Below are 23002 nucleotides of genomic sequence, written 5' to 3'. Positions count from 1 at the left end.
GACCCGACATGCCATGTACCTTTCAATGAATCGACGCGTGTAGAAATCTCAAGCACGTTCTACGCGCGCAGAGTTGGCGCCCGCACCGCCTCTACCCCACCCCCTCATGGAGGTTCGCCGGATGCTTGGATCCAGCAGATCCCGCCACAGACTCACCACCGCCCTGGCCGGGTTCGGACTGCTCGTCACGGGAGCCGCCCTCCAGGTCGGCACGGCGGCCGCCCCCGCTCACGCGGCCACCACCTACCGCGTCCTGTTCGACGACGGCCATGCCGAGGAGGCCGGCAACGCGGACTGGATCATCTCCACCAGCAAGCCGGACCCGCTCGCCCAGGACTCCTCCCCGTCCTCGGAGACGGACTGGACCGGCGCGCTGTCCTCGTGGGGCGTCGCCCTCCAGAAGACCGGCAGCTACAGCATGAAGACCGCGACGAGCGCGCTCACCTACGGCGGTTCGTCGACGACCGACCTGTCGAACTTCGACGCGCTGGTGCTGCCCGAGCCGAACACGCTGTTCACGACCGCCGAGAAGACGGCCATCATGAACTTCGTGAACAACGGCGGCGGCCTGTTCATGATCTCCGACCACACCGGCGCCGACCGCAACAGCGACGGCTACGACGCGGTCGAGATCCTCAACGACCTGATGACCAACAACAGCGTCGACTCGACCGACCCGTTCGGCTTCTCCATCGACACGCTCGACATCAGCTCCGGCTACCCGGCCGCCATCAGCGACAGCAGCGACCCCGTGCTGAACGGCTCCTACGGCACCGTCACCAAGAGCCTCATCGCCGACGGCACCACCGCCACCCTCAAGCCCTCCGACAACTCCAACGTCAAGGGCCTGGTGTACCGCAGCGGTTACTCCGGCAACACCGGAGCCTTCTTCGCCACCAGCACCTTCGGCAGCGGGCGGGTCGCGTTCTGGGGCGACAGCTCGCCCATCGACGACGGCACCGGCCAGTCCGGCAACACGCTGTACGACGGCTGGAACGACACCGGCGCCACCAACGCCGCCCTCGCCCTCAACGCCACCGCCTGGCTCACCGGTGCGTCCAGCGGCAGCAGCGGTGGCGGCGGTGGGGGCGGTGGCGGCGGCACCTGCACCTCCGCCCAGCTCCTCGGCAACCCCGGCTTCGAGTCCGGCAACACCACCTGGACCGCCAGCAGCGGGGTCATCACCAACTCCAGCAGCGAGGCGGCCCGCACCGGCTCCTACAAGGCCTGGCTCGACGGCTACGGGTCCGCCCACACCGACACGCTGTCCCAGTCGGTGACCATTCCGTCCGGCTGCTCCGCGACGCTCAGCTTCTATCTGCACGTGGACACCGCGGAGACCACCACCAGCACCGCCTACGACAAGCTGACGGTCACCGCCGGATCCACCACCCTGGCCACGTACTCCAACCTCAACGCGGCCTCCGGATACGTCCTCAAGAGCTTCGACGTCTCCTCCCTGGCCGGCACCACGGCCACCATCAAGTTCTCCGGTGTCGAGGGTTCGACCCTCCAGACGTCCTTCGTCATCGACGACACCGCGCTCAATGTGAGCTGAGCGGGACGGACGGTTCCGGCGGGCCCGCCGGAACCGTCCGCTCCACCGCGTTCCAGCCGGAGACCCGCACCTGGGGCGTGGAGCCGTGCAGGTCGGCGGTCCGGTAGGCGGCCGTCAGGGTCGCCGACTCGCCCGGCCACAGGCTGACCTCGTTGTCCGACCAGCGCACCGGCAGCACCGGCCTGCCGTTCGCGTCGACCAGATGGACGTCCGTCAGCAGGGCCGGGGTCTTTCCGGTGCCCGTGTTGCGGACGGTGACCGTGGTGGTCGACGTGCCGTCGGCCTCCGTCGTCGACGCCGTCGCCGTGACCGGGACCTGGGCCATCGAGGACAGCCCCGTCAGGTTCGCGGAGCCGGTCGTCGGGGTGTGCCACCAGTCGGTCTTCGCCCAGTCGAGGGTGTCGGCCTTGGTGGAGAGCCAGTAGACGTTGCGGCTCACCTCCTTGCCGTCGGCGTCGGTCAGGACCAGCCGCGCCAGGTAGGTGGAGGCCAGCCCGCTCACCGAGGCCGGCAGCGTGACCGCGGTGCTGTGCGCGCCGTCGCCCCGGACCGAGACGCCGGTGACGGTCTTGTCGTACTTCTGGGTGCCGTCGGGGTTGAAGAGGGTGGCCCGCGCGGTGAGCCCGGAGGCCGGCGTGTGCCGGTTGTTCACCACGACCACCGAGCGGTCGTCGTAGGAGTACTGGACGTGCAGCGGCTCGTTGGCCTTCTTCGCGCCGAAGTAGGCGCCGCCCTGGTCGAGATAACGGTCCATCAGCTGCCAGTGCAGGGACGTCCAGCCGCTGTTGAACATCCAGTACACGACCCCGGTGGACGGCTTCGAGGCATCGGTCTGGTTGCGCCCGTACGCCTCGTACTGGGCGCGGACGTTCTCGTACTGGGCGAGTTGCGCCTTCCTGACGTAGTCGGTGAGGCTCTTCGGGGCGCCGTAGCGGCCGGTGAGGGCGGCGTCGTAGATCTTCAGGGTGCCGAAGGTCGCGGACGGCGAGCGGTGGTACTGCTTGGCGTCCGGGTTCTTCCAGAGGGTGTCGAGTTCGGCCGGGGTCATCATCCGGCGCAGGGTGTCGAGGGTGGGGATGTCCGGTCCTGCGCTGGTCTCCGAGTTGAAGCCGGTGGCGCCGCCCTCGCGCTTGGCGTACCAGTAGCCCGGCGGGAACCAGTCGTAGGGGCCGGTCATCTTCATGCCCGAACTGCCCAGCTGGGGAGCCGACTTGTCCGAGGCGGCGGGAACCACCGGGACTCCCCAGTCGGCGGCGTCCAGGGCGTCCAGATAGCCCTTCTCGATCTTCGCGTCGGGCGCGGCGTCGCTGCCGATCAGGAAGGAGATCACGCTCGGGTGGTCACGCAGCCGGGCGGCCTCGGCGGCCATCGAGGCCTGGGCGACCGGGTAGTCGGCGGCGGTCCACTTCTCGCCGCTCTCGCCGCTGCTGGTCTGCCCCTCCCACTTGTCGCAGCACTCCCAGCCGGGCAGGGTGAGGACGCCGAGGCGGTCGGCGAGGTCGAAGAACTCGTCGGGCTCGATGTGGCCTTCCAGCCGGATGGCGTTGAGGCCCAGGTCCACGGCGTACTTGAGGCGGTCCTCGGCATAGGTGCGGTCCCAGCGCAGGAACTCGTCCGGTGACCAGCCGCCGCCCTTGATCAGCAGCCGGCGGCCGTTGATCGAGTACTGGCGGGCGCCGTCGGAGTTCAGCGGGGCCCGGACGTCCCGGATGCCGAAGGTCTCGTGGGCGGTGTCCGAAGCCGTGCCGGCGACGGACGCGGTGAGGTCGAGGTCGTGGAGCGGCCGGCCGCCCATCCCCGCGGGCCACCACACCTTCGGAGAGGTCAGGTGCAGCCCCGGGGTGTCGGCGGGGGTGAAGGTGACGGTCCTGGTCTGGTGGGCCGCGAGCTCGACCGACCTGGTGAGGGTCACCCCGGCGACGGTGCCGGAGACCTCGGTGGTGACCGGCGTGTCCGTGTCGTTGCGGGCCTGTGCCTTCACCGTCAGGTCTGCTGTCGCGAGGGACGGCACCGCGAGCTTCGTCACCACGTGCGCGTCGCGCAGCGCGACCGGGCCGCCGCGCCGGACCAGGACATCACGGACGATGCCCATGTTCTGGTCGGGCGGGGGCTGGAGCCAGTCGAGCCAGCCCATGGTGAGGTTCTTGTTCGGGTTGTTGGGCCGGATGCGGAAGGCGACCGTGTTCGTGCCGGCCGTCACCAGGGAGGTGACGTCCAGTTCATGGCGGGTGTAGGCGCCGGTGACCTCGTCGGCCGTGGCGACCCGGTGGCCGTTGACGTACACGTCGGCCGCCGAGATCACCCCGCTGAAGTCCAGGTAGGTGCGGTGCGAGGGGTCCGTGACCGTGAAGTCGCTGCGGTACCACCAGGGGACCTGGAAGGGCGACTTGGGAATCTTCTGGAGGTTGGTGGAGACGAAGGGGTCGTCGTAGACGCCGTCGGCGAGGAGCGCAGCCAGAACCGTGGAGCGGGGGCCCGCCGGATACCAGCCCTGCGTCGGGTAGCCGGGGGAGGAGACCGCCGCCGCGGAGTCGCCCACGTCGGCCGTCGACCGGATGGCGTAGCCCGACAGCGGGGTCGCGGACCCCGCGGCGGACGGCACACGGGTGATCCGGGCGGGCCCGTGGGCCGGGTCGCGGGCCCCGGCCCAGGCGCTGGTGTTGAGTGAGCAGAGCAGTCCCAGGGCCACGGCGGCCGTGGCGAGGCGGTGTCCGGGGGCACGGCGAGGGAACACGATGGTCTCCAGGCTCGTAAAGTTAGGAAACTTTACTAACCCGGCTCAAGCTAGGGTGCCGTGGAGGCCGTGTCAATCACCGTGGGGCCCGCGCGAGTTGGCGCCGCCGCGGTCAGGACGTGCCCGACCTGCGCTCGAAGACCAGGTCACGGGCGGTCCCGAGGGCCGTGGCCACCGCGCCGAGCAGCACCGCGTCCTCGCCGAGTCGGCTGGGCGCCAGCTTCGGGCGCAGCGGGGTGAGGGTGCGCAGATGCTCCCGCACGGGGCGCAGCAGCAGGTCGACGCTGTGGCCGACACCGCCGCCGAGCACCACCAGGTCGGGGTCGAGGACGGCCGCGGCCGCCGCCACCGTGTGCGCGATCCGCTCGCCCTCCAGGCGCACGGCTTCCACCGCGGCCGGATCGCCCTGGCGGGCCGCGTCGAACACGGACTTCGCGGTGAGCTGCCCGGTCATCCCCAGCCGCCGCGCCGTCTCCACCACGGCCACCCCCGACACCGCGTCCTCAAGGCGCTCGGCCCCCCGCTGCTGCCCCGGCCAGGGCAGGAAGCCGATCTCCCCGGCCAGCCCGTGCGCCCCGGTGAAAAGGCGCCCCTCGCTGACGACACCCATGCCGAGTCCGGTGCCGATCATGATGTAGGCGAACAGCCGGCTGCCCGCCCCGACGCCGTACGTGTACTCGCCGAGGGCCGCGAGATTGGCGTCGTTGTGCACCTCCAGCGGGACGCCCAGTTCCTCGCGCATCCGGTCGAAGAGGCCCGCGCGCCCCCAGCCCGGCAGATGCATCGCGTACCGCACCCGCCGCTGCCGCTCGTCGTACACGCCGGGCGTGCCCACCACCCCGTGCACCACCTCGGCGGGGTCCACCCCCGAGTTGGCGACGACCTGTCGGGCGGTCGTGACCAGCAGGTCGGCCATCGCGCCCGACCCCCGGGCCCGGTTGCGCACGTCGGAGCGGGCGACCAGGGTGCCGTCGAGATCGGCGACCGCCACCCGCAGCCAGCTCCGGCCGATGTCGACGCCGAGCGCGTACCCGGCCGCCGGATCGGGGGCGTACAGGACGGCCGTGCGGCCGCGCTCCGGGGCGTGGGTGCCCACCTCGTGGACCAGCCCCGCGGACTCCAGCGCGGCCAGCGCGCTGGACACGGTCGGCTTCGACAGCCCTGTCTCGCGGGCGAGTTGGGCGCGCGAGGCGGAACCGAGCGTGCGCAGCCGGTCAAGCAGCAGCCGTTCGTTGGTGCTGCGCAGGCGCTGCCGGCTCCAGGGCTGCTCCTGCTGCTCTTCGACGTCGCTGGCGGCCATCACACCATTCTCACCGATTCCCGACGCATACTTGACGCATCTAGTAAGGCTCCTTAACTTTATCGGCCATCCCGCCGAGTCGGCCCCCGCCCGTCGTACGCGCCAAGCCCGCTTCCCCGTGTCTTGCTCAGGAGCCCCCATGTCTGCTGGTCCCGGTAGTCCCGTCGTCTCGGGCAGTGCCCCGCCGACCGGCGGTTTCGTCCGCCGCGTCGGCCTGTTCCAGGCCACCGCCATCAACATGAGCCAGATGTGCGGCATCGGTCCGTTCGTGACCATCCCGCTGATGGTCGCCGCGTTCGGCGGCCCGCAGGCCGTGATCGGCTTCGTCGCGGGCGCGGTGCTCGCGCTCTGCGACGGCCTCGTCTGGGCCGAACTCGGTGCCGCGATGCCCGGGTCCGGAGGCAGTTACGTCTATCTGCGCCAGGCCTTCCAGTACCGCACCGGACGCCTGATGCCGTTCCTGTTCGTGTGGACGGCGATGCTCTTCATCCCGCTGATCATGTCCACGGGCGTGGTCGGCTTCGTCCAGTACCTGGGCTACCTCGCCCCGGGCCTCGGCCAGACCTCCGGCGACCTGATCGGGCTCGGCGTCATCGCCCTGGTGGTGCTCCTGCTCTGGCGCGGCATCGAGCACATCGCCAAGATCACCGCCGTCATGTGGACGGTGATGATCGCCTCGGTGCTGCTGGTGATCGTGGCCGCGGCCAGCGACTTCAGCCCGCACCTGGCCTTCACCTACCCCGCCCACGCCTTCGACCTGACGAGCGACCACTTCTGGCTCGGCTTCGCCGCGGGCCTGACCATCGGCATCTACGACTACCTCGGCTACAACACGACCGCCTACATGGGCGCCGAGATCAAGGACCCCGGCCGCGTCCTGCCGCGTTCCATCCTCTTCTCGATCCTCGGCATCATGGCGATCTACCTGCTGCTCCAGATCGGCACGCTCGGTGTCATCGACTGGCACCGCATGACGAACCCGGACGACATCGCCTCGACCTCGGTCGCCTCGGCGGTCCTGGAGAAGACCTGGGGCAAGGGCGCCGCCGACACGGTGACCGTGCTGATCCTGATCACGGCCTTCGCCTCGGTCTTCACCGGCCTGCTCGGCGGCTCCCGGGTGCCCTACGACGCCGCCCGCGACCGGGTCTTCTTCCGCCCCTACGAGAAGCTGCACCCGAAGCACCGCTTCCCGATGCTGGGACTCGCGACCATGGGCGTGATCACCGCGATCGGCTTCCTCATCGGCCGCCACACCGACCTGGCCACCCTGATCCAGCTGCTCACCACCGTGATGGTGATCGTCCAGGCACTGGCCCAGATCGTGGCGCTCACGGTGCTGCGCCGCCGGCAGCCGGCCCTGAAGCGGCCGTACCGCATGTGGCTCTACCCGCTGCCGAGCATCGTCGCCTTCGCCGGCTGGTGCGTGATCTACGGCTACGCCGACCGGAACTCCCCGGGCCGCCATCCCATCGAGTGGTCCCTGGCCTGGCTCGCCCTCGGGTGCGTGGCCTTCCTGGTCTGGGCCCGGCTGGAGAAGGTGTGGCCGTTCGGGGCGAGGGAGATCAGCGAGGAGTATCTGGCGCCCGACGAGGCGGTCGTGGTGTAGCCTCGTCAGCACGCGTAAGCCTCACCCGGCGGTCAACTCCCGCCGGGTGAGGCTTTTTTCATGACCGATCTCAGTGAAGCGGGCGTCGTCGTCCGCCCTGCCGTCCCCGGGGACCGCCCCGTCGTCGACCGCCTGTGGCTGATGTTCCGCCACGACCTGTCCGAGTTCAGCGGGCTCCTGCCGAGGCCCGACGGCTCGTTCCGTGACGAGCGCGTCGTGGACGCCTTCTCCTCGCCCGGCTGGGCGCCCTACCTCTTCGTGCGCGGCGAGCACCCGCTCGGCTTCGCGTTCGTCCGGGCGCTGGACGCCCCCGTGCGGGTGCTCAACAGCTTCTTCGTGGTGCGCGGCGCACGGCGCACGGACATCGGGCTGGGTGCCGTCCGCGAGGTCCTGACCCGTCATCCGGGCCGCTGGGAGATCGCGTTCCAGTACGAGAACCCGGGCGCCGTCGCCTTCTGGCGGCGGGTCGCGGCCGAGGCCGCGGGCGAGGCCTGGACGGAGGAGCCCCGACCGGTGCCGGGCCGGCCGGAGCTGCCGCCGGACGTGTGGATCTCGTTCGACACGGCTCCCTGAGCGCACGGTGCCGACCGCCGGTACCGGCAGCCGGCATTGACATGCAAGGAATTGCCTGCATAACGTTGAGTGTGCGATCTGCGGACGACAGCGGGATGGACCAGGTCTTCAAGGCGCTCGCGGACGACACCCGCAGGCGGCTGCTCGACCGGCTGCACGAGCAGAACGGCCAGACGCTCGGCGAGCTGTGCGAACGCATCGCGATGACCCGGCAGTCGGTGACCCAGCACCTGGCCGTCCTGGAGGCCGCCCATCTGATCAGCACCGCGCGGCGGGGGCGGGAGAAGCTGCACTACCTCAACCCGGTGCCGCTCCACGAGATCCAGGAGCGGTGGATCGACAAGTTCGAGCGCCCGCGCCTGCGGGCGCTCGGCGACCTGAAGCGCAGAGCCGAGGAAGCCATGAGCGACCAGCCCGGCTACGTCTACGTCACCTACATCGCCGGCACCCCCGAGAAGGTCTGGGACGCCCTCACGGACGCCGACCTGACCGCCGTCTACTGGGGGCACTCCAACGTCTCCGACTGGCGGCCCGGGTCCCGCTGGGAGCACGTCCGCACCGACGGCTCGGGCATCGCCGACGTGGTCGGCACCGTCGTCGAGAGCGAGCGCCCGACCCGACTGGTCGCCACCTGGGCCGCGCCCGAACACGAGGGAGAGCCGGGCCGGCACTCCCGGGTCACCTTCGACATCCGGCCGCACGCCGACATCGTCAAGCTCACCGTCACCCACGAGGACCTGGACGACGCGGACGAGCTGCGCGCCGTCTCGTCCGGCTGGCCGGCCGTGCTGTCCAACCTGAAGTCCCTCATCGAGACCGGCAGCCCGCTCCCGCAGGAGCCCTGGCTGGTCCCCGGCCACTGAGCGGACGTGCGGCGGGGCCGGTCCGTCGTCATCGGACCGGCCCCGCTTCCTCCCTTCCAGGGGATGCCGTCCCAGGGGATGCCGTTGGGCCTAGGTCATAGGCGTCCGCTTGGCCGCCGAAGCGGCGCACACCAGCCCGAGGCAGAGGGCCAGCGCGCCGATGATGACGTTGTTGATGATGACGCCCTTGTCAGGGCTGGTGCCGACCACCCAGGGGGCGATGATCATCCAGATGCCGATGGCGCACATGGCCCAGCTGAGGCCGTACATGCGCTCCGGTGCCCTGGTGAAGCCCAGTGCCAGCAGGCCTATCGCTATGCCCATGATCAGGTTGTGGGCCACGAGCGCGGGCTGGCTCGCCGTGTAGTGGATGATCCACGGGGACGCCGCGCAGTACAGACCGAGCAGGAACACCGGTCCGTCCACGAGCGCCACGTCACGGCCGCCGAGCATGCGGGCGTAGCGCTCCCGCATCTCGGAGACATCGGGGTGGCTGGTTATGTCACTTCTGCCGTGCGAGACGTTGGCCATGACTCGTCTCCTTTGACTTGCAGGCCTGACCGCGTCTGGTGCGTGCGGTATACGCCGCTAGACGACATTCTGCTCTTATTTCTTCTTTATGTGTAGTTCAGTCGCGCTCCCTGGCCCGCCGGAACCGGGCGAGGCCGTCCGCCAGGTCGACGATCGGCTCCGGGTAGTCGAGCGCGGCCCGCTCCGGGCCGTCCAGCTTCCACGGCTCGTGCACCTTCGCCCCCGGCAGCCCCGCCAGCTCCGGCACCCAGCGCCGGACGTACGCGCCGTCGGGGTCGTAACGCCTCGCCTGGGCCACCGGATTGAGAACCCGGTTGGGGCGGGTGTCCGTGCCGGTGCCGGCCACCCACTGCCAGTTGAGCTGGTTGTTCGCCACGTCCCCGTCGACCAGCAGTTCCAGGAAGTGCCGGGCGCCCACCCGCCAGTCGACGTACAGCGTCTTGGCCAGGAAACTCGCCGTCAGCAGCCGGCCCCGGTTGTGCATCCAGCCCTCGTGGCGCAGTTGGCGCATCGCCGCGTCGACGATCGGGTAGCCGGTACGCCCCGCACGCCACGCCCCGGCATCCTCGTCGGCGGCGGGTCCGGTGCGCCAACGGTCCTGTTTCGTGCGGTAGTCGGCCGTGGCCGCCGACGGCCGCGCGGCCAGCACCTGCCGGTGGAAGTCCCGCCACGCCAGCTGCCGCACGAACGCCTCGGCACCCGGGCCGCCCGCCTTGCGCGACCGGTGGACCAGCTCGACGGGGGAGAGCGTCCCGAAGTGGAGGTGCGGGGAGAGCCGGGACGTCGCGTCGCCGGCCAGGTCGTCGTGGCGGTCCTCGTACGACCCGATGCCCGCGCGCAGCCAAGCCGTGAGCCGCCTGCGGCCCTCCGTCTCGCCACCGGCGGCCAGGCCCGCCGACACGCCGGACAGCCCGTCACGGCCCGGCAGCGGCCCGGAACCGACCCCGTCCGGCACCCGGACCCGGCGTGGCGCGGCCACCGCGTGCCGCAGCGGCTGCCGCGACCACTGCCGGAAGTACGGCGTGAACACCGCGTAGTGGTCGGAGCCGGCCGGGGTCACCGCGCCGGCCGGGACCGCCGCGGTCACCGCGTCGTGCACGTGCAGCCGCCGGCCGGCCGCCGCCAGCGCACGGCGCAGCCGCTCCTCCCGGCGCTGCGCATGCCCGCTCACGTCGGCGGCCAGGTGCACAGCACCGGCGTCCGCCTCGGCCGCCGCTTTGCACACCTCCTCGACGAGGCCACCCGAACGGACCACCAGCCGGCCGCCGCGCTCGCGCAGCCCCGCGTCCAGCTCGCGCAGGCAGTCGGCGAGGAACGCCAGCCGGTTGGGCACGGCGAAGCCGGCCCGGTCCACCGCACGGTCCCGCACGAACAGCGGCACGACCTCGCCCGAGCCGTCCACGGCGGCCCGCAGCGGCGGATGGTCGTGCAGGCGCAGGTCGGCGGTGAACAGGACGACCGAGACGTTCACGGGGTGGCTCCGGGGCGGTACGGCGGCAGGCTGCGAAGGCCCCACGCTCCCACTTCCCCAGGCCCCGGCGGCGAACCGGCTGCCGGTGTCCTTCCGGCGTTTCCGGCATGTCCGCGTCGATCCGGGGCAGCCGCACGAAGAGGCGGAACGATGCGGGAGGTGCAGGGTCGCCATGGACGCGAGGGTGCTGGAGCGATTTCCCGCCGGGGCTCCCCGGGGCTCGTGGCCGGCGGAGGAGTACGCGGCGAAGTGCCGGGCCGAGGGCGGGCGGGCGACCGTGGTGATGGACCTCGGCACGGACGCCTTCCTGGTCGTGGTGGACGGCCCGGACGACGGCCGGCCGTCCGCGGCGGCGGGCGAGTCAGCCGGGAAGTGACTGCTCGGCCCAGATGGTCTTGCCCCGCTCTCCGTACCGCGTCCCCCAGTTCTGCGTGAGCTGGGTGATGAGATAGAGACCGCGACCGCCCTCGTCCGTGTCCTGGGCGCGCCGCACATGGGGCGAGGTGCTGCTGCCGTCCGACACCTCGCAGATCAGGCTCCGGTCCCGGATCAGGCGCAGTGTGATCGGCGCACCGCCGTACCGCAGCGCGTTCGTCACCAGCTCGCTGACGATCAGCTCGGTGGTGAACGACTCCTCCGCCAGCCCCCACCGCGCCAGCTGGCACGCCGTCAGTTCCCGCGCCCGGCCGACCATCCGCTCCTGCGCCTCGATCTCCCAGGTGACATGGGAGTCCGGGGCCAGACCGTTCATCCGGGCCACCAGGACGGCCACGTCGTCCTGGTGGCCCGGCGGCAGCAGTTCACGGACCAGCGTGTCGCACACCTCCTGCGGTGCGGCCGACGCGGGCGTGCGGGAGAGGGTGGTACGCATCCGGCGCAGCCCGGTGCCGAAGTCCTGGGCACGGGACTCCAGCAGCCCGTCGGTGTAGAGGACCAGGAGATCCCCGTCGGCCAGGGCGATCTCGCGCTCCTCGAACACGACACCGCCGAGGCCCAGGGGCGGGCCGCCGGGCAGGTCCACGAAGTCGACGGCGCCGTCGACCGAGACGACCGCCGGCGGCGGATGACCGGCGCGCGACAGCTGGCACAGCCGCGACACCGGGTCGTACACCGCGTACAGGCAGGTCGCTCCCGTCACCAGGGACACCTCGTCGCCGCGCTCGTCGAGGAACCGGTTCATCTGTTCGTCCAGGTGGGCGAGGAGCTCCACCGGGGACAGGTCGAGATCCGCGAGGGTGCGTACGGCACCGCGCAGCCGGCCCATGGCCACCGCCGACTGCAGGCCGTGCCCGACCACATCGCCCACCACGAGCGCCACCCGTGCCCCGGACAGCGGGATCACGTCGAACCAGTCCCCGCCCAGGCCGGTGTGCTCGCTGGCCGGCAGATAGCGGGTCGCCGTCCGTACCGCCGACGGCGTCGGCAGCCGCTGGGGGAGCAGGCTGCGCCGGAGGGTACGGGCCGTCGTCCGCTCCCGGTGGTAGCGGCTCGCGTTGTCGACGCACACCGCGGTGCGGGTCACGATCTGCTCGGCGAGCAGCACGTCCTCGGGTTCGAACCGGCGGGGGCTGCGGGAGCGCATGAAGACGGCGGTGCCGAGGGCGACACCGCGGGCGAGCATGGGGACGAGCAGCCAGGAGTGGACTCCGGGGCCGGCGCCCGGTGGCAGGCGGGGGCCCGCGCTGCCGGGGCCGGGGCGCAACTGCTCGTCCGCGAGGAGGACGGACTCACCCTTCGCCAGGGCGCTCAGGAACGGCGAGCCGGGCGCCGTCGCCGCCGTGTCGAGCTCGCCCACCCGCACCGCCGGGGCCGCGTCGGTGTCCGTGTCGTCGACGGCTCCGCCGCGGGCGGCCCGGCGGAGCACCGGGTGGCGCGGCCGTGCGTCGTCGGCGGGCTCCCGGTCGGAGAAGACGGAGTCCAGCAGGTCGACATGGCAGGCGTCGGCGAACCACGGCACCGAGACCTCGGCCAGCTCCCGGGCCGTCTGCCAGAGATCCAAGGTGGTCCCGATCCGGGTGCCGGCCTCGTTGGCCAGGACCAGCCGCTCACGCGAGCGGACCCGCTGGGTCACGTCGGAGATCACATGGGCCAGCGCGATCACCGTCCCGGAGGGGTCCCTGAGCGGCAGGATGGACTCCGACCACACGTAGTCGTCGGGCGAACCGGGTACGGGATGGCCGACGACCTCGGTGTCGAGGAGCGCCTCGCCGGTCTCCAGCACCCGCCGCTGCCGCTCCTCCAGGGCGTCGAAGTCCAGCAGACCGGGCGGGGCCATCTCACGCATGGTGTGCCCGGTGTACGCGGTCTCCCGGAACACCCCGGCGCGCCGCTGCGCGAGGTTCTGGGCGACGAACCGCATCCGGGTGTCGAAGAGGTCGATGTGGAAGGGGATGTCGGTGAACAGCCCCTGCAGCAGGGCACGACCGAATTCGTACGTACGGTACGACTCGGCGCCTGCCCCCTGTACGAGCCACTGGTGCTCGCCGTCCGCGGAGGTGAGGAGGCGCGCCCAGACCTGGACGTCGACCGGTTCCCCGTCACGCCGCCGCAGCACCAGCGGTCCCCGGCGGACACCCTCCGCCCAGCGCCGGACCACGTGCGCGGCGTCGGCCGGGTCGTGGAGCAGCTCGTCCGCGGGCCGGCCGAGCACCTCCCGCGCCGGCCGGCCGAGCAGCTCCTCGGCGCCCGGGCCCCAGGCCACGACCCGGCCCTGTGCGTCGATCAGGACCTCCGCCTCGCCCCCGGGCTCCGGGAGCTCGCCGCGGTCGTCGAAGGTGATGTCGCGCATCCTCACCTCGGGCACATCCGTGCCGGACTCGGGATGTGGTGGTTTGTGGTGATTGCGCAATAGATGATACCTGCGCATGCGATGCCCGCCCCCGGCTCGCCCGAACGCCGGACGGTCGGACAGCGCCGGCCGGGGGTCGTCGGCCCGTCGTCCGGATCCTTGACCGCCGCTTCGGGCTCCGCGATGCTGTGTTGCGGAACACGAGATGTGTGCCGCATTGGGCAACATCTCGCCGCCTCTGTCAGTCGAGGAGTGGCCATGTCTCAGCAGGTCCGTGCCGTCGTCGCGCGGAGCAAGGGCGCCCCTGTCAGCCTGGAGACCATCGTGGTGCCCGACCCCGGTCCGGGCGAGGCGGTGGTCAGGATCGAGGCCTGCGGGGTCTGCCACACCGATCTGCACTACCGCGAGGGCGGGATCAGCGACGACTTCCCGTTCCTGCTGGGGCACGAGGCGGCGGGGGTCGTCGAGGCGGTCGGCGACGGGGTCACCGACGTGGCACCCGGTGACTTCGTGATCCTCAACTGGCGTGCCGTGTGCGGCCAGTGCCGGGCCTGTCTGCGCGGCCGGCCGTGGTACTGCTTCGCCACCCACAACGCCGGGCAGCGGATGACCCTCACCGACGGGACGGAGCTCTCGCCCGCCCTCGGGATCGGCGCCTTCGCCGAGAAGACGCTGGTGGCGGCCGGGCAGTGCACCAAGGTCGACCGGCGTGCGTCGGCGGCGGCCGCCGGACTGCTGGGCTGCGGCGTGATGGCGGGCATCGGCGCCGCCCTCAACACCGGCAGCGTCGGCCGCGGCGACAGTGTCGCCGTGATCGGCTGCGGAGGCGTCGGCGCGGCAGCCGTCCTCGGCTCGAAGCTGGCCGGCGCGGCGCGGATCATCGCGGTGGACATCGACGACCGCAAGCTGGACACGGCACGCAGGCTCGGCGCCACCCACACGGTCAACTCCAAGGAGTCCGACGTCGTCGACGCGGTGCGCGACCTGACCGGCGGCTTCGGCGCCGACGTCGTCATCGAGGCGGTGGGCCGCCCGGAGACGTACCGGCAGGCCTTCTATGCCCGTGACCTGGCCGGCACGGTCGTCCTGGTCGGTGTGCCCACCCCCGAGATGAAGCTCGAACTGCCGCTGCTGGACGTCTTCGGCCGCGGCGGGGCGCTCAAGTCGTCCTGGTACGGGGACTGTCTGCCCTCCCGTGACTTCCCGATGCTCATCGACCTGTACCTGCAGGGCCGCCTCGACCTGGACGCCTTCGTCACCGAGACGATCGCCCTGGACGAGGTCGAGAAGGCCTTCGAGCGCATGCACCACGGTGACGTCCTGCGCTCGGTGGTGCTCCTGTGACGGACGGCCGCGGTCTCTGACCGCACTGACGGCGAAGCGGCCCTGCCCCGGTGACGGCACCGGGGCAGGGCCGTGGCCGCACTTCACGCGGGGCCTGTTCGCCCTGCTCACGCACGCTTTCGAGGGTGCTTCGGCGTGCCCGGCAGGCCGCCCTCGCGGCCCGGGTAAACCGGCGCGTGAACTCCTTGACAACGCTTCGCGGCGGCCCGCAGACTTGCGTTGCGCTCATCGCAATCCGTTTCGCTATACGCACCGAGGTGTCATGATGATTCCCGCGTGCCGTCTCGCGGATCTGCCGCGAGGCGAGGCCCACCGGCTCGACATCGAACCGCCCGTCTCGGTGTTCCACACCGATGACGGCGAGCTCTTCGCCATCGACGACACCTGCACCCACCAGGACGCCTCGCTCGCCGACGGCTGGCTGGAGGGCTGCGAGGTGGAATGCCCCCTGCACGCCTCCAAGTTCGACCTGCGCACCGGCGCCGTGGACGCACCCCCGGCCAAGCGCCCGGTCCGCACCCACGAGGTCGTCGTGGAGGACGGCACCATCTACGTCCGGCTGTCCGCCGAGACCCCCAACCTGCCGCCGTGCGTCAGCGCCCGCCTGGCCGGGGGCGCGGCGTGAGGACCGTGGCCGTGGTGGGCGCCTCGCTGGCCGGGCTGTCGGCCGCGCGCTCGCTGCGGCGGCGCGGGTACGACGGCCGGCTGGTCGTCGTCGGCGACGAGCCCCACCGCCCCTACGACAGGCCGCCGTTGTCCAAGGAGTTCCTGGCCGGCACCCTCGGCGAGGCCGACCTGGCGCTGGAGCGCGACGACGAGGAACTGCACGCCGAATGGCTGCTCGGGACCCGCGCCACCGGGCTCGACCGCACCGTGCGGGCCGTCCGGCTGGCCGACGGCCGCGAGGTCCGCGCCGACGGCGTGGTCATCGCGACCGGCGCCGCCGCCCGCACCCTGCCCGGTGCCGAGGGCCTCGCCGGGGTCCACACGCTGCGCACCCTCGACGACGCCCGCGCGCTGCGGGAGGACCTCGCAAGGGGCGGCCGCCTCGTGGTGATCGGCGGCGGGTTCGTCGGCGCCGAGGTCGCCTCCACCGCGTACGCCCTCGGCCTCGACGTCACCGTGATCGAGGCGGCCCCGACCCCGCTGGCCGGACCGCTCGGCGAGGCCATGGGCGCCGTCGTCTCCGCACTCCACGCCGACCACGGGGTACGGCTGCTGTGCGGGGTGGGCGTCAAGGGGCTGAGCGGCGAGCGGCAGGTGGAGGCCGTGCTGCTGGAGGACGGCCGCAGCGTGCCCGCCGACACCGTCGTCGTCGGCGTGGGGGCGCGCCCCTGCGTCGAGTGGCTGGAGGGCTCCGGCGTCGTACTCGACAATGGCGTGAAGTGCGGCGCCGACGGGCGCACCAGCGTGGCCGGGGTGGTGGCCGTCGGCGACTGCGCCAACTGGTACGACCCGCACACCGGCGGCCACCGCAGGGTCGAGCACTGGACCGGCGCGCTGGAACGGCCGGACACCGCCGTCGCCACGCTGCTCGCGCACGGCGCGCGGGAACCGGGGGCGCCCCGGCCGCCGTACTTCTGGTCCGACCAGTACGGCGTGAAGATCCAGTTCGTCGGCCATGCCGCCGGGGCCGACAGTGTGACGGTCGAGGAGGGCTCGACCGACGACCGCAGTTTTCTCGCCGTGTACCGGCGGGAGGGCCGGCAGGTCGCCGTGCTCGGGATGAACCAGCCGCGGCTGTTCACCCGCGCCCGCAAGCAGTTCGGCACCGCCGCGTCCTGACCCGGCGCACGCACCACCCCACCGATCCACGACGTTCTCCGAGGAGTGCACCGTGACCTCGACCAGCCTGCCGGACAGCCTGATCGCCACTCTCCCCGGCTCCGCCTACACCGATCCCGGGATCTTCGCCCAGGAGCAGGAGCGCATCTTCGAGACGATGTGGTTCTGCGTGGCCCGCGCCGCGGACCTGCCGAAGCCCGGCGCGTTCCGCACCGTCGACGTGGGCCGCGAGAGCATCCTCGTCACCCGGGCCCGGGACGGTTCGATCCGCGCCTACTTCAACGTCTGCCGGCACCGCGGCGCCAAGCTCTGCACCGAGGAGACCGGCGAGGTCGCACGCGCCTTCCAGTGCCCGTACCACGCCTGGACCTACGGCCTCGACGGCAAGCTGGTCGCCGCGCCCAACCTCACCAAGATGCCCGACGTCGGCCGCACCGAGTACGGCCTGGTGAACGTGGCCGTCCGGGAATGGCTCGGCTACGTGTGGGTGTGCCTCGCGGAGAACCCGCCGTCCTTCGAGGAGGACGTGATCGGGGCGGCGGTCGAGCGGCTGGGCGACGTCGAGTCGATCGAGCGCTACGGCGTCGAGGACCTCACCGTCGGCAGGCGGATCGTCTACGACGTCAAGGCGAACTGGAAGCTCATCATCGAGAACTTCATGGAGTGCTACCACTGCGCCACCATCCACCCCGAACTCACCGAGGTGCTGCCCGAGTTCGCCGACGGCTACGCGGCGCAGTACTACGTGGGCCACGGCGCCGAGTTCGGCGCGGACGTCCAGGGCTTCACCGTCGACGGCTCCGAGGGGCTCGACCGGATTCCCGGGGTCTCGGCGGACCAGGACCGGCGGTACTACGCGATCACCGTCAAGCCGCAGGTGTTCATCAACCTGGTGCCGGACCATGTGATATTCCACCGGATGTACCCGGTGGCCGTCGACCGCACGATCGTCGAGTGCGACTGGCTCTACCTCCCGCACGTCGTGGAGAGCGGCAAGGACGTCAGCCGGTCCGTGGAGCTCTTCGACCGGGTCAACCGCCAGGACTTCGAGGCCTGCGAGCGCACGCAGCCCGGCATGAGCTCACGGCTGTACGCCAAGGGCGGCGTGCTGGTGCCCAGCGAGCACCACATCGGCGCCTTCCACGACTGGGTCCACGAGCGGCTCGGGACCCGGCAGCCGGAGTGACCGCCCGCGGTGCGGCTTCGGTGAAGTCCGGTGCGGTTCGGCCGCGCCCTGAAGGGGCGCGGGGCTGTATCAATCTGCGGCTCCGCCGCGTGGGCGCGACCAGCCACGACGGCGCCGCAGACGATCGACAGCGCATCACGGCACCTCCCGCGGAGCGCTCAGCGGCGGTCGTCCTGGACAGCGCTCAGCCCAGGTACCCCATGCGGTGGCTGATCTCCTCCGCGCCCTTGACCAGCACCGGGGCCAGCTCGTGCATGCGCTCCTCGGTGAACCGGTAGGAGGGCCCGGAGGCGCTGATCGCGGCGATGACCACGCCGTCCCGGTCCCGGATCGGCGCGGCCATGGCGTGCAGCCCGATCTCCAGCTCCTCCAGCGTCCAGGCGTAACCGCGCTCCCGGGCCTCGGCGAGGTTCTTCTCCAGCTTCGCCTTCGCGGAGATGGTGTGCGGGGTCAGCTTCTTCAGGCCGCCCTCCGCGATCAGCGCGGCGCGCTCCTGGGCGGGCACGTGGGCCAGCATGATCTTGCCGCTGGAGGTGGCGTGCAGCGGGGTCAGCTGGCCGACCCAGTTGTGCGCGGTGACCGCGGCGGTGCCGCGCACCTGGTAGAGGTTGATCGCGTAGTGCTCCTGCATCACCGCGATGTTGACCGTCTCGCCGATCTCGTCGGCCAGCCGCTCGCACACCGCCCGGCCCTGCTGGGTGACGTCGATGCGTCCCGTAACGGCCCCGGCCAGGCGTACGATGCCGAAGCCGAGCGAGTACTTGCCCCGCTCGCCCGACTGCTCCACGAGACCGCGCGCCTCCAGGGCGCCGAGCAGCCGGAACGCGGTCGACTTGTGAACATCGATCTCGGCGGCCACCTCGCTCACCCCCGCCTCGCCGCGCTGGGCCAGGATCTCCAGGACGCTGATGGCGCGGTCGACGGACTGCACGCCACCAGAAGATGAGCCGTTCGTTTCGGTATCCGGACTGAAGTTGCTCATAGCGAAACTATACGCGCAGTAAACAACACCCTCCAAGTAACGCGATGTGAACAAAGATCTTACAAGTTGCGTGGTTCGCAACCTAGTGCGTATAGCGATACCCGTACTAGCATTCCGCGCAATCGACGGCGCGAGCGAGACGAGGCACCATGGCTCCCTTGCAGTACGACTTCGTCATCGTCGGCGGCGGCTCGGCCGGCAGCGCACTGGCGAACCGGCTCTCGGCCGACCCCGGCAACCGGGTGCTCGTCCTGGAGGCAGGCCGCCCCGACTATCCCTGGGACGTGTTCATCCACATGCCGGCGGCGCTGACCTACCCCATAGGCAGCCGCTTCTACGACTGGAAGTACGAGTCCGAGCCCGAGCCCCACATGGGCGGCCGCCGCATCTACCACGCCCGCGGCAAGGTGCTCGGCGGCTCCAGCAGCATCAACGGCATGATCTTCCAGCGCGGCAACCCCCTCGACTACGAGCGCTGGGCCGCCGATCCGGGCATGGCCACCTGGGACTACGCGCACTGCCTGCCGTACTTCCGCCGGATGGAGAACTGCCTGGCCGCCGACCCGGACGACGAGTTCCGCGGCCACGACGGCCCCCTCGTACTGGAGCGCGGCCCGGCCGCCAACCCGCTCTTCTCCGCCTTCCTCCAGGCCACCGAGGAGGCGGGCTACGCGCCCACCGACGACGTCAACGGCTACCGGCAGGAGGGCTTCGCCAAGTTCGACCGCAACGTCCACCGCGGCCGGCGCCTGTCGGCGTCCAAGGCGTACCTCAAGCCCGCCCGGAAGCGCCCCAACCTCACCGTGAAGACCCGCGCCCTCGTCACCCGCGTCCTCTTCGAGGGCAAGAAGGCCGTCGGCGTCGAGTACCGGCGCGGCAAGGGCGCCCTCCAGGAGGTCCGCGCCAAGGAGGTCATCCTCTGCGGCGGCGCGATCAACTCCCCGCAGCTGCTCCAGCTCTCCGGCGTCGGCAACGCCGAGGAGCTGGCCGCCCTCGGCATCGACGTCGTCCACGACCTGCCGGGCGTCGGCGAGAACCTCCAGGACCACCTGGAGGTGTACATCCAGTACGCCTGCAAGCAGCCCGTCTCCATGCAGCCGTACCTGGCGAAGTGGCGGGCCCCCTTCATCGGCCTGCAGTGGCTCTTCCGCAAGGGCCCGGCGGCGACCAACCACTTCGAGGCCGGCGGCTTCGCCCGCAGCAACGACGACGTCGACTACCCCAACCTGATGTTCCACTTCCTGCCCATCGCGGTCCGCTACGACGGCTCGGTACCCGCCGGCGGCCACGGCTACCAGGTCCACGTCGGCCCCATGTACTCCGACGCCCTGGGCTCGGTGAAGATCAGGAGCAAGGACCCCCGCGAACACCCGGCCCTGCGCTTCAACTACCTCTCCACCGAGCAGGACCGGCGCGAGTGGGTCGAGGCGATCAGAGTCGCCCGCAACCTCCTCAACCAGCCCGGGCTCGCCCCCTACAACGACGGGGAGATCTCACCCGGCCCGTCCGTGGCGACGGACGAGGAGATCCTCGCCTGGGTGGCCAAGGACGGCGAGACCGCCCTCCACCCGTCCTGCACCTGCAAGATGGGCACGGACGAGATGTCCGTCGTCGACCCGACGAGCATGCGGGTGCACGGCGTGGAGGGCCTGCGGGTGGTGGACGCCTCGGTGATGCCGTACGTCACCAACGGCAACATCTATGCCCCGGTGATGATGATCGCCGAGAAGGCGGCCGACCTCATCCTCGGGAAAGAGCCGCTGCCGCCGTCGGAGGCCGTGTACTACCGGCACCGCGACGCCCAGAAGCAGGCCGGGTAGACCATGGCCGCAGAGGCGCTGCGGGCGCTGCTCGCCCGCGTCCGCTACGAGGTGCTGCCGGCGCGGGCGACCGAGGAGAAGGTCCTCGCCCATGTGCCCCGCGACGTCGTGGTCACGGTCACGGCGTCGCCGGTCAAGGGCCTGGAACCGACCCTCGCCCTCACCGAGCGGCTCACGGCGCACGGCTACCGCGTCGTCCCGCACGTGCCCGCACGCCTGCTCCGCGACGACACCCACCTGAAGGACGTCACGGAGCGGCTGCGCGCGACGGGCGTCGACGACCTCTTCGTCCCGGCGGGCGACGCCGATCCGCCCGCCGGGACCTACGAGGGAGCGCTGCCGGTGCTGCGCCGGCTGACCGAACTGGGCAGACCCTTCGCGGAGACAGGGATCACCGGCTACCCGGAGAGTCATCCCCTCATCCACGACGACCTCACCATCCAGGCGATGTGGGACAAGCGGGCGCACGCCACCTACATCGTCAGCAACCTCTGCTTCGACACACGCGTGCTCGGCGACTGGCTCACCCGCATCCGGCGCCGTGACGTCACCCTGCCCGTATACATAGGTGTCGCCGGGCCCGTCCAGCGGGCCAAGCTGCTGTCCATGGCGACGAAGATCGGAGTGGGGGAGTCGACCCGCTTCCTCACCAGGCACGCCTCCTGGTTCCTGCGCTTCGCCACACCCGGCGGATACGACCCGGAGCGGCTGCTCGCCCGCGGCGCAGAGGCGTTCACCGCGCCTTCGGCGGGCGTGGCGGGCCTCCATCTGTTCACCTTCAACCAGGTTGCCGAGACGGAGCGGTGGCGCCGTGCGCTGCTGGACCGGCTGGGCGGCTGACCCGCCCGAGGGGGCGCCGCTTTCGCGGCCGAATCGGGATACGCGGAGCCCTTGACGGCTGTCAGTACATTCGGTCAGGGTGTTCCACCAAAAGCAATCCAATGCACAATGCGCAACGAATTCGGGCTCGAAGGGCGCGGCCGTGGCAGATCTGTATGTGGATGGGAAATGGCGCGCCGCGGTGGCCGGCGGCCACCGCGAGATCCGCTGTCCGGCGGACGGCACACTCGTCGCGACGGTATCGGAGGCGACCCGCCCCGACACCGAGGCGGCGATCGGCGCGGCCCGGCGCGCGTTCGACGAGGGCCCCTGGCCGCACACCCCCGAGCGTGAGCGCGGCGCGCTGCTGCTGCGCACCGCCGACATCATCGAGCGCGACGCCAAGGAGTTCGCCCGGGCCGAGTCCCTGGACACCGGCAAGCGCCTGGTGGAGAGCGAGTACGACATCGCCGACGTCGTCTCCTGCCTCCGCCACTACGGCGGCATCGCCGGCACCGACGCCGGCCGGGTGATCGACACCGGACGTGAGGACGCCGTCAGCCGTGTCGTCTACGAGCCGGTCGGCGTGTGCGGCCTGATCACCCCGTGGAACTACCCGCTGCTGCAGGCCAGCTGGAAGGTCGCGCCCGCCCTGGTCGCGGGCAACACGTTCGTCCTGAAGCCCAGCGAGCTCACCCCCTCCACCTCGATCCTGCTGCTGAAGGCGCTGGAGGAGGCCGGACTCCCGCCGGGTGCCGGCAACCTCGTCCTCGGCGCCGGACCCGAGGCCGGTGCCGCGCTCTCCGAGGACCCCGCCGTCGACATGGTGTCCTTCACCGGCGGCCTGGAGACCGGCAAGCGGATCATGGCCACCGCCGCGGCGACCGTGAAGAAGGTCGCGCTGGAGCTGGGCGGCAAGAACCCCAACGTGGTCTTCGCCGACGCGGACTTCGACACCGCGGTCGACTTCGCGCTCACCGCCGTCTTCCTGCACTCCGGGCAGGTCTGCTCGGCCGGCGCCCGGCTGATCGTCGAGGACTCGATCCACGACGCCTTCGTCGACGAGGTCGTCCACCGCGCCCGGCTCATCCGCCTCGGCGGCCCCTTCGACCCCGACGCCGACACCGGGGCACTGATCTCCGCACAGCACCGCGAGAAGGTCGAGGCGTACGTCGAGGCGGGGATCGCCGAGGGCGCCGTACTGCGCTGCGGCGGCACCCGCCCCGACGACCCCGCGCTGGCGAACGGCTTCTACTACCCGCCCACCGTCCTCGACGAGTGCCGGCAGGACATGCGCGTGGTGCACGAGGAGTCCTTCGGACCCGTGCTCACCGTCGAGCGCTTCCGGGACGAGGACGACGCCGTCCGCATCGCCAACGACACGGAGTACGGCCTCGCCGGGGCCGTCTGGACGCAGGACGCGGGCAAGGCCCAGCGGGTCGCCCGCAGGCTGCGCCACGGCACCGTGTGGATCAACGACTACCACCCCTATGTGCCGCAGGCGGAATGGGGTGGCTTCGGGCACTCGGGCGTGGGCCGCGAGCTGGGACCGACCGGCCTGGACGAGTACCGAGAGCCCAAGCACGTCTGGCAGAACATCCAACCCCGGCCGCAGCACTGGTTCCGCGGCTGACGCCGA

18 protein-coding genes are annotated in these 23002 nt (G+C 71.4%); 12 read left to right on the top strand and 6 right to left on the bottom strand.

Going from position 1 to position 23002, the window contains the following annotated elements; translation table 11 throughout:
* Nucleotides 1–121 precede the first annotated feature (121 nt).
* On the top strand, nucleotides 122–1558 hold the full coding sequence (locus SSP29_RS23670; protein WP_089102757.1) for a hydrolase: 1437 nt from the start codon (nucleotides 122–124) through the stop codon (nucleotides 1556–1558).
* On the opposite strand, the gene SSP29_RS23665 is transcribed toward SSP29_RS23670, so the two are convergent.
* Nucleotides 1545–4292: a glycoside hydrolase family 2 protein gene (locus SSP29_RS23665; RefSeq protein WP_089102756.1), complete on the bottom strand. Its 2748-nt coding sequence runs from the start codon at nucleotides 4290–4292 to the stop codon at nucleotides 1545–1547. The two genes, SSP29_RS23670 and SSP29_RS23665, sit on opposite strands and share 14 nt — an antisense overlap.
* Before the next feature lie 112 nt (nucleotides 4293–4404).
* On the bottom strand, nucleotides 4405–5592 hold the full coding sequence (locus tag SSP29_RS23660; protein ID WP_089102755.1) for an ROK family transcriptional regulator: 1188 nt from the start codon (nucleotides 5590–5592) through the stop codon (nucleotides 4405–4407).
* Nucleotides 5593–5731: 139 nt separating this feature from the next.
* Between SSP29_RS23660 and SSP29_RS23655 the strand changes: the two genes are divergently transcribed.
* The 3 genes from SSP29_RS23655 (at nucleotide 5732) to SSP29_RS23645 (ending at nucleotide 8637) form a co-directional block, all read left to right on the top strand.
* The gene (locus tag SSP29_RS23655; protein WP_089102754.1) at nucleotides 5732–7201 is read left to right on the top strand and encodes an APC family permease; all 1470 of its coding nucleotides are present in this window, start codon (nucleotides 5732–5734) and stop codon (nucleotides 7199–7201) included.
* A 60-nt stretch (nucleotides 7202–7261) separates the two neighbouring features.
* Nucleotides 7262–7774 carry a GNAT family N-acetyltransferase gene (locus SSP29_RS23650; RefSeq protein ID WP_089102753.1) on the top strand — a complete coding sequence of 171 codons (513 nt, stop codon included), beginning with the start codon at nucleotides 7262–7264 and terminating at the stop codon, nucleotides 7772–7774.
* A 95-nt stretch (nucleotides 7775–7869) separates the two neighbouring features.
* Entirely contained in the window at nucleotides 7870–8637 is a 768-nt protein-coding gene (locus tag SSP29_RS23645; protein WP_089102752.1) for an ArsR/SmtB family transcription factor, read from the top strand.
* A 90-nt stretch (nucleotides 8638–8727) separates the two neighbouring features.
* Here the strand turns inward: SSP29_RS23645 and SSP29_RS23640 are convergent, their stop codons facing one another.
* Nucleotides 8728–9168 carry an SPW repeat protein gene (locus tag SSP29_RS23640; protein WP_089102751.1) on the bottom strand — a complete coding sequence of 147 codons (441 nt, stop codon included), beginning with the start codon at nucleotides 9166–9168 and terminating at the stop codon, nucleotides 8728–8730.
* A 97-nt stretch (nucleotides 9169–9265) separates the two neighbouring features.
* A complete protein-coding gene (locus SSP29_RS23635; protein ID WP_089102750.1) occupies nucleotides 9266–10639 on the bottom strand; it encodes a cryptochrome/photolyase family protein in 1374 nt (457 codons plus the stop codon).
* A 172-nt stretch (nucleotides 10640–10811) separates the two neighbouring features.
* Between SSP29_RS23635 and SSP29_RS56155 the strand changes: the two genes are divergently transcribed.
* A complete protein-coding gene (locus SSP29_RS56155) occupies nucleotides 10812–11015 on the top strand; it encodes a DUF8839 family protein (protein WP_089102749.1) in 204 nt (67 codons plus the stop codon).
* Here the strand turns inward: SSP29_RS56155 and SSP29_RS23625 are convergent.
* Nucleotides 11001–13427 (bottom strand): SpoIIE family protein phosphatase, encoded by a 2427-nt coding sequence (locus SSP29_RS23625; RefSeq protein ID WP_089102748.1) that lies wholly within the window; start codon nucleotides 13425–13427, stop codon nucleotides 11001–11003. The genes SSP29_RS56155 and SSP29_RS23625 overlap by 15 nt on opposite strands.
* A 258-nt stretch (nucleotides 13428–13685) precedes the next feature.
* Here SSP29_RS23625 and SSP29_RS23620 point away from each other — a divergent pair, with 258 nt between their 5' ends.
* The 4 genes from SSP29_RS23620 (at nucleotide 13686) to SSP29_RS23605 (ending at nucleotide 17742) form a co-directional block, all read left to right on the top strand.
* Nucleotides 13686–14771, top strand: coding sequence for an S-(hydroxymethyl)mycothiol dehydrogenase (locus tag SSP29_RS23620; RefSeq protein WP_089102747.1), 1086 nt, complete (start codon nucleotides 13686–13688; stop codon nucleotides 14769–14771).
* Nucleotides 14772–15033: 262 nt separating this feature from the next.
* Nucleotides 15034–15396, top strand: coding sequence for a bifunctional 3-phenylpropionate/cinnamic acid dioxygenase ferredoxin subunit (locus SSP29_RS23615; protein WP_089102746.1), 363 nt, complete (start codon nucleotides 15034–15036; stop codon nucleotides 15394–15396).
* Nucleotides 15393–16556 carry an NAD(P)/FAD-dependent oxidoreductase gene (locus tag SSP29_RS23610; protein ID WP_089102745.1) on the top strand — a complete coding sequence of 388 codons (1164 nt, stop codon included), beginning with the start codon at nucleotides 15393–15395 and terminating at the stop codon, nucleotides 16554–16556. Before SSP29_RS23615 ends, SSP29_RS23610 begins: the two co-directional genes overlap by 4 nt.
* A gap of 52 nt (nucleotides 16557–16608) precedes the next feature.
* Nucleotides 16609–17742: an aromatic ring-hydroxylating oxygenase subunit alpha gene (locus tag SSP29_RS23605; protein ID WP_089102744.1), complete on the top strand. Its 1134-nt coding sequence runs from the start codon at nucleotides 16609–16611 to the stop codon at nucleotides 17740–17742.
* A 184-nt stretch (nucleotides 17743–17926) separates the two neighbouring features.
* Here SSP29_RS23605 and SSP29_RS23600 read toward each other — a convergent pair whose 3' ends face one another.
* A complete protein-coding gene (locus tag SSP29_RS23600) occupies nucleotides 17927–18724 on the bottom strand; it encodes an IclR family transcriptional regulator (RefSeq protein ID WP_089102743.1) in 798 nt (265 codons plus the stop codon).
* Nucleotides 18725–18873: 149 nt separating this feature from the next.
* Here SSP29_RS23600 and betA point away from each other — a divergent pair, with 149 nt between their 5' ends.
* The 3 genes from betA (at nucleotide 18874) to SSP29_RS23585 (ending at nucleotide 22996) form a co-directional block, all read left to right on the top strand.
* On the top strand, nucleotides 18874–20544 hold the full coding sequence (gene betA, locus SSP29_RS23595) for a choline dehydrogenase (protein ID WP_089102742.1): 1671 nt from the start codon (nucleotides 18874–18876) through the stop codon (nucleotides 20542–20544).
* Nucleotides 20545–20547: 3 nt separating this feature from the next.
* A complete protein-coding gene (locus SSP29_RS23590) occupies nucleotides 20548–21384 on the top strand; it encodes a methylenetetrahydrofolate reductase (protein WP_089102741.1) in 837 nt (278 codons plus the stop codon).
* Between the two features lie 142 nt (nucleotides 21385–21526).
* Nucleotides 21527–22996 carry an aldehyde dehydrogenase family protein gene (locus SSP29_RS23585; RefSeq protein WP_089102740.1) on the top strand — a complete coding sequence of 490 codons (1470 nt, stop codon included), beginning with the start codon at nucleotides 21527–21529 and terminating at the stop codon, nucleotides 22994–22996.
* Nucleotides 22997–23002: the final 6 nt, after the last annotated feature.

The organism is Streptomyces hyaluromycini (assembly GCF_002217755.1).
Lineage (GTDB): Bacteria > Actinomycetota > Actinomycetes > Streptomycetales > Streptomycetaceae > Streptomyces > Streptomyces hyaluromycini.
The sequence above is the reverse complement of the archived record's forward strand: the minus strand, read 5'-3'. Positions and strand labels throughout refer to the sequence as shown.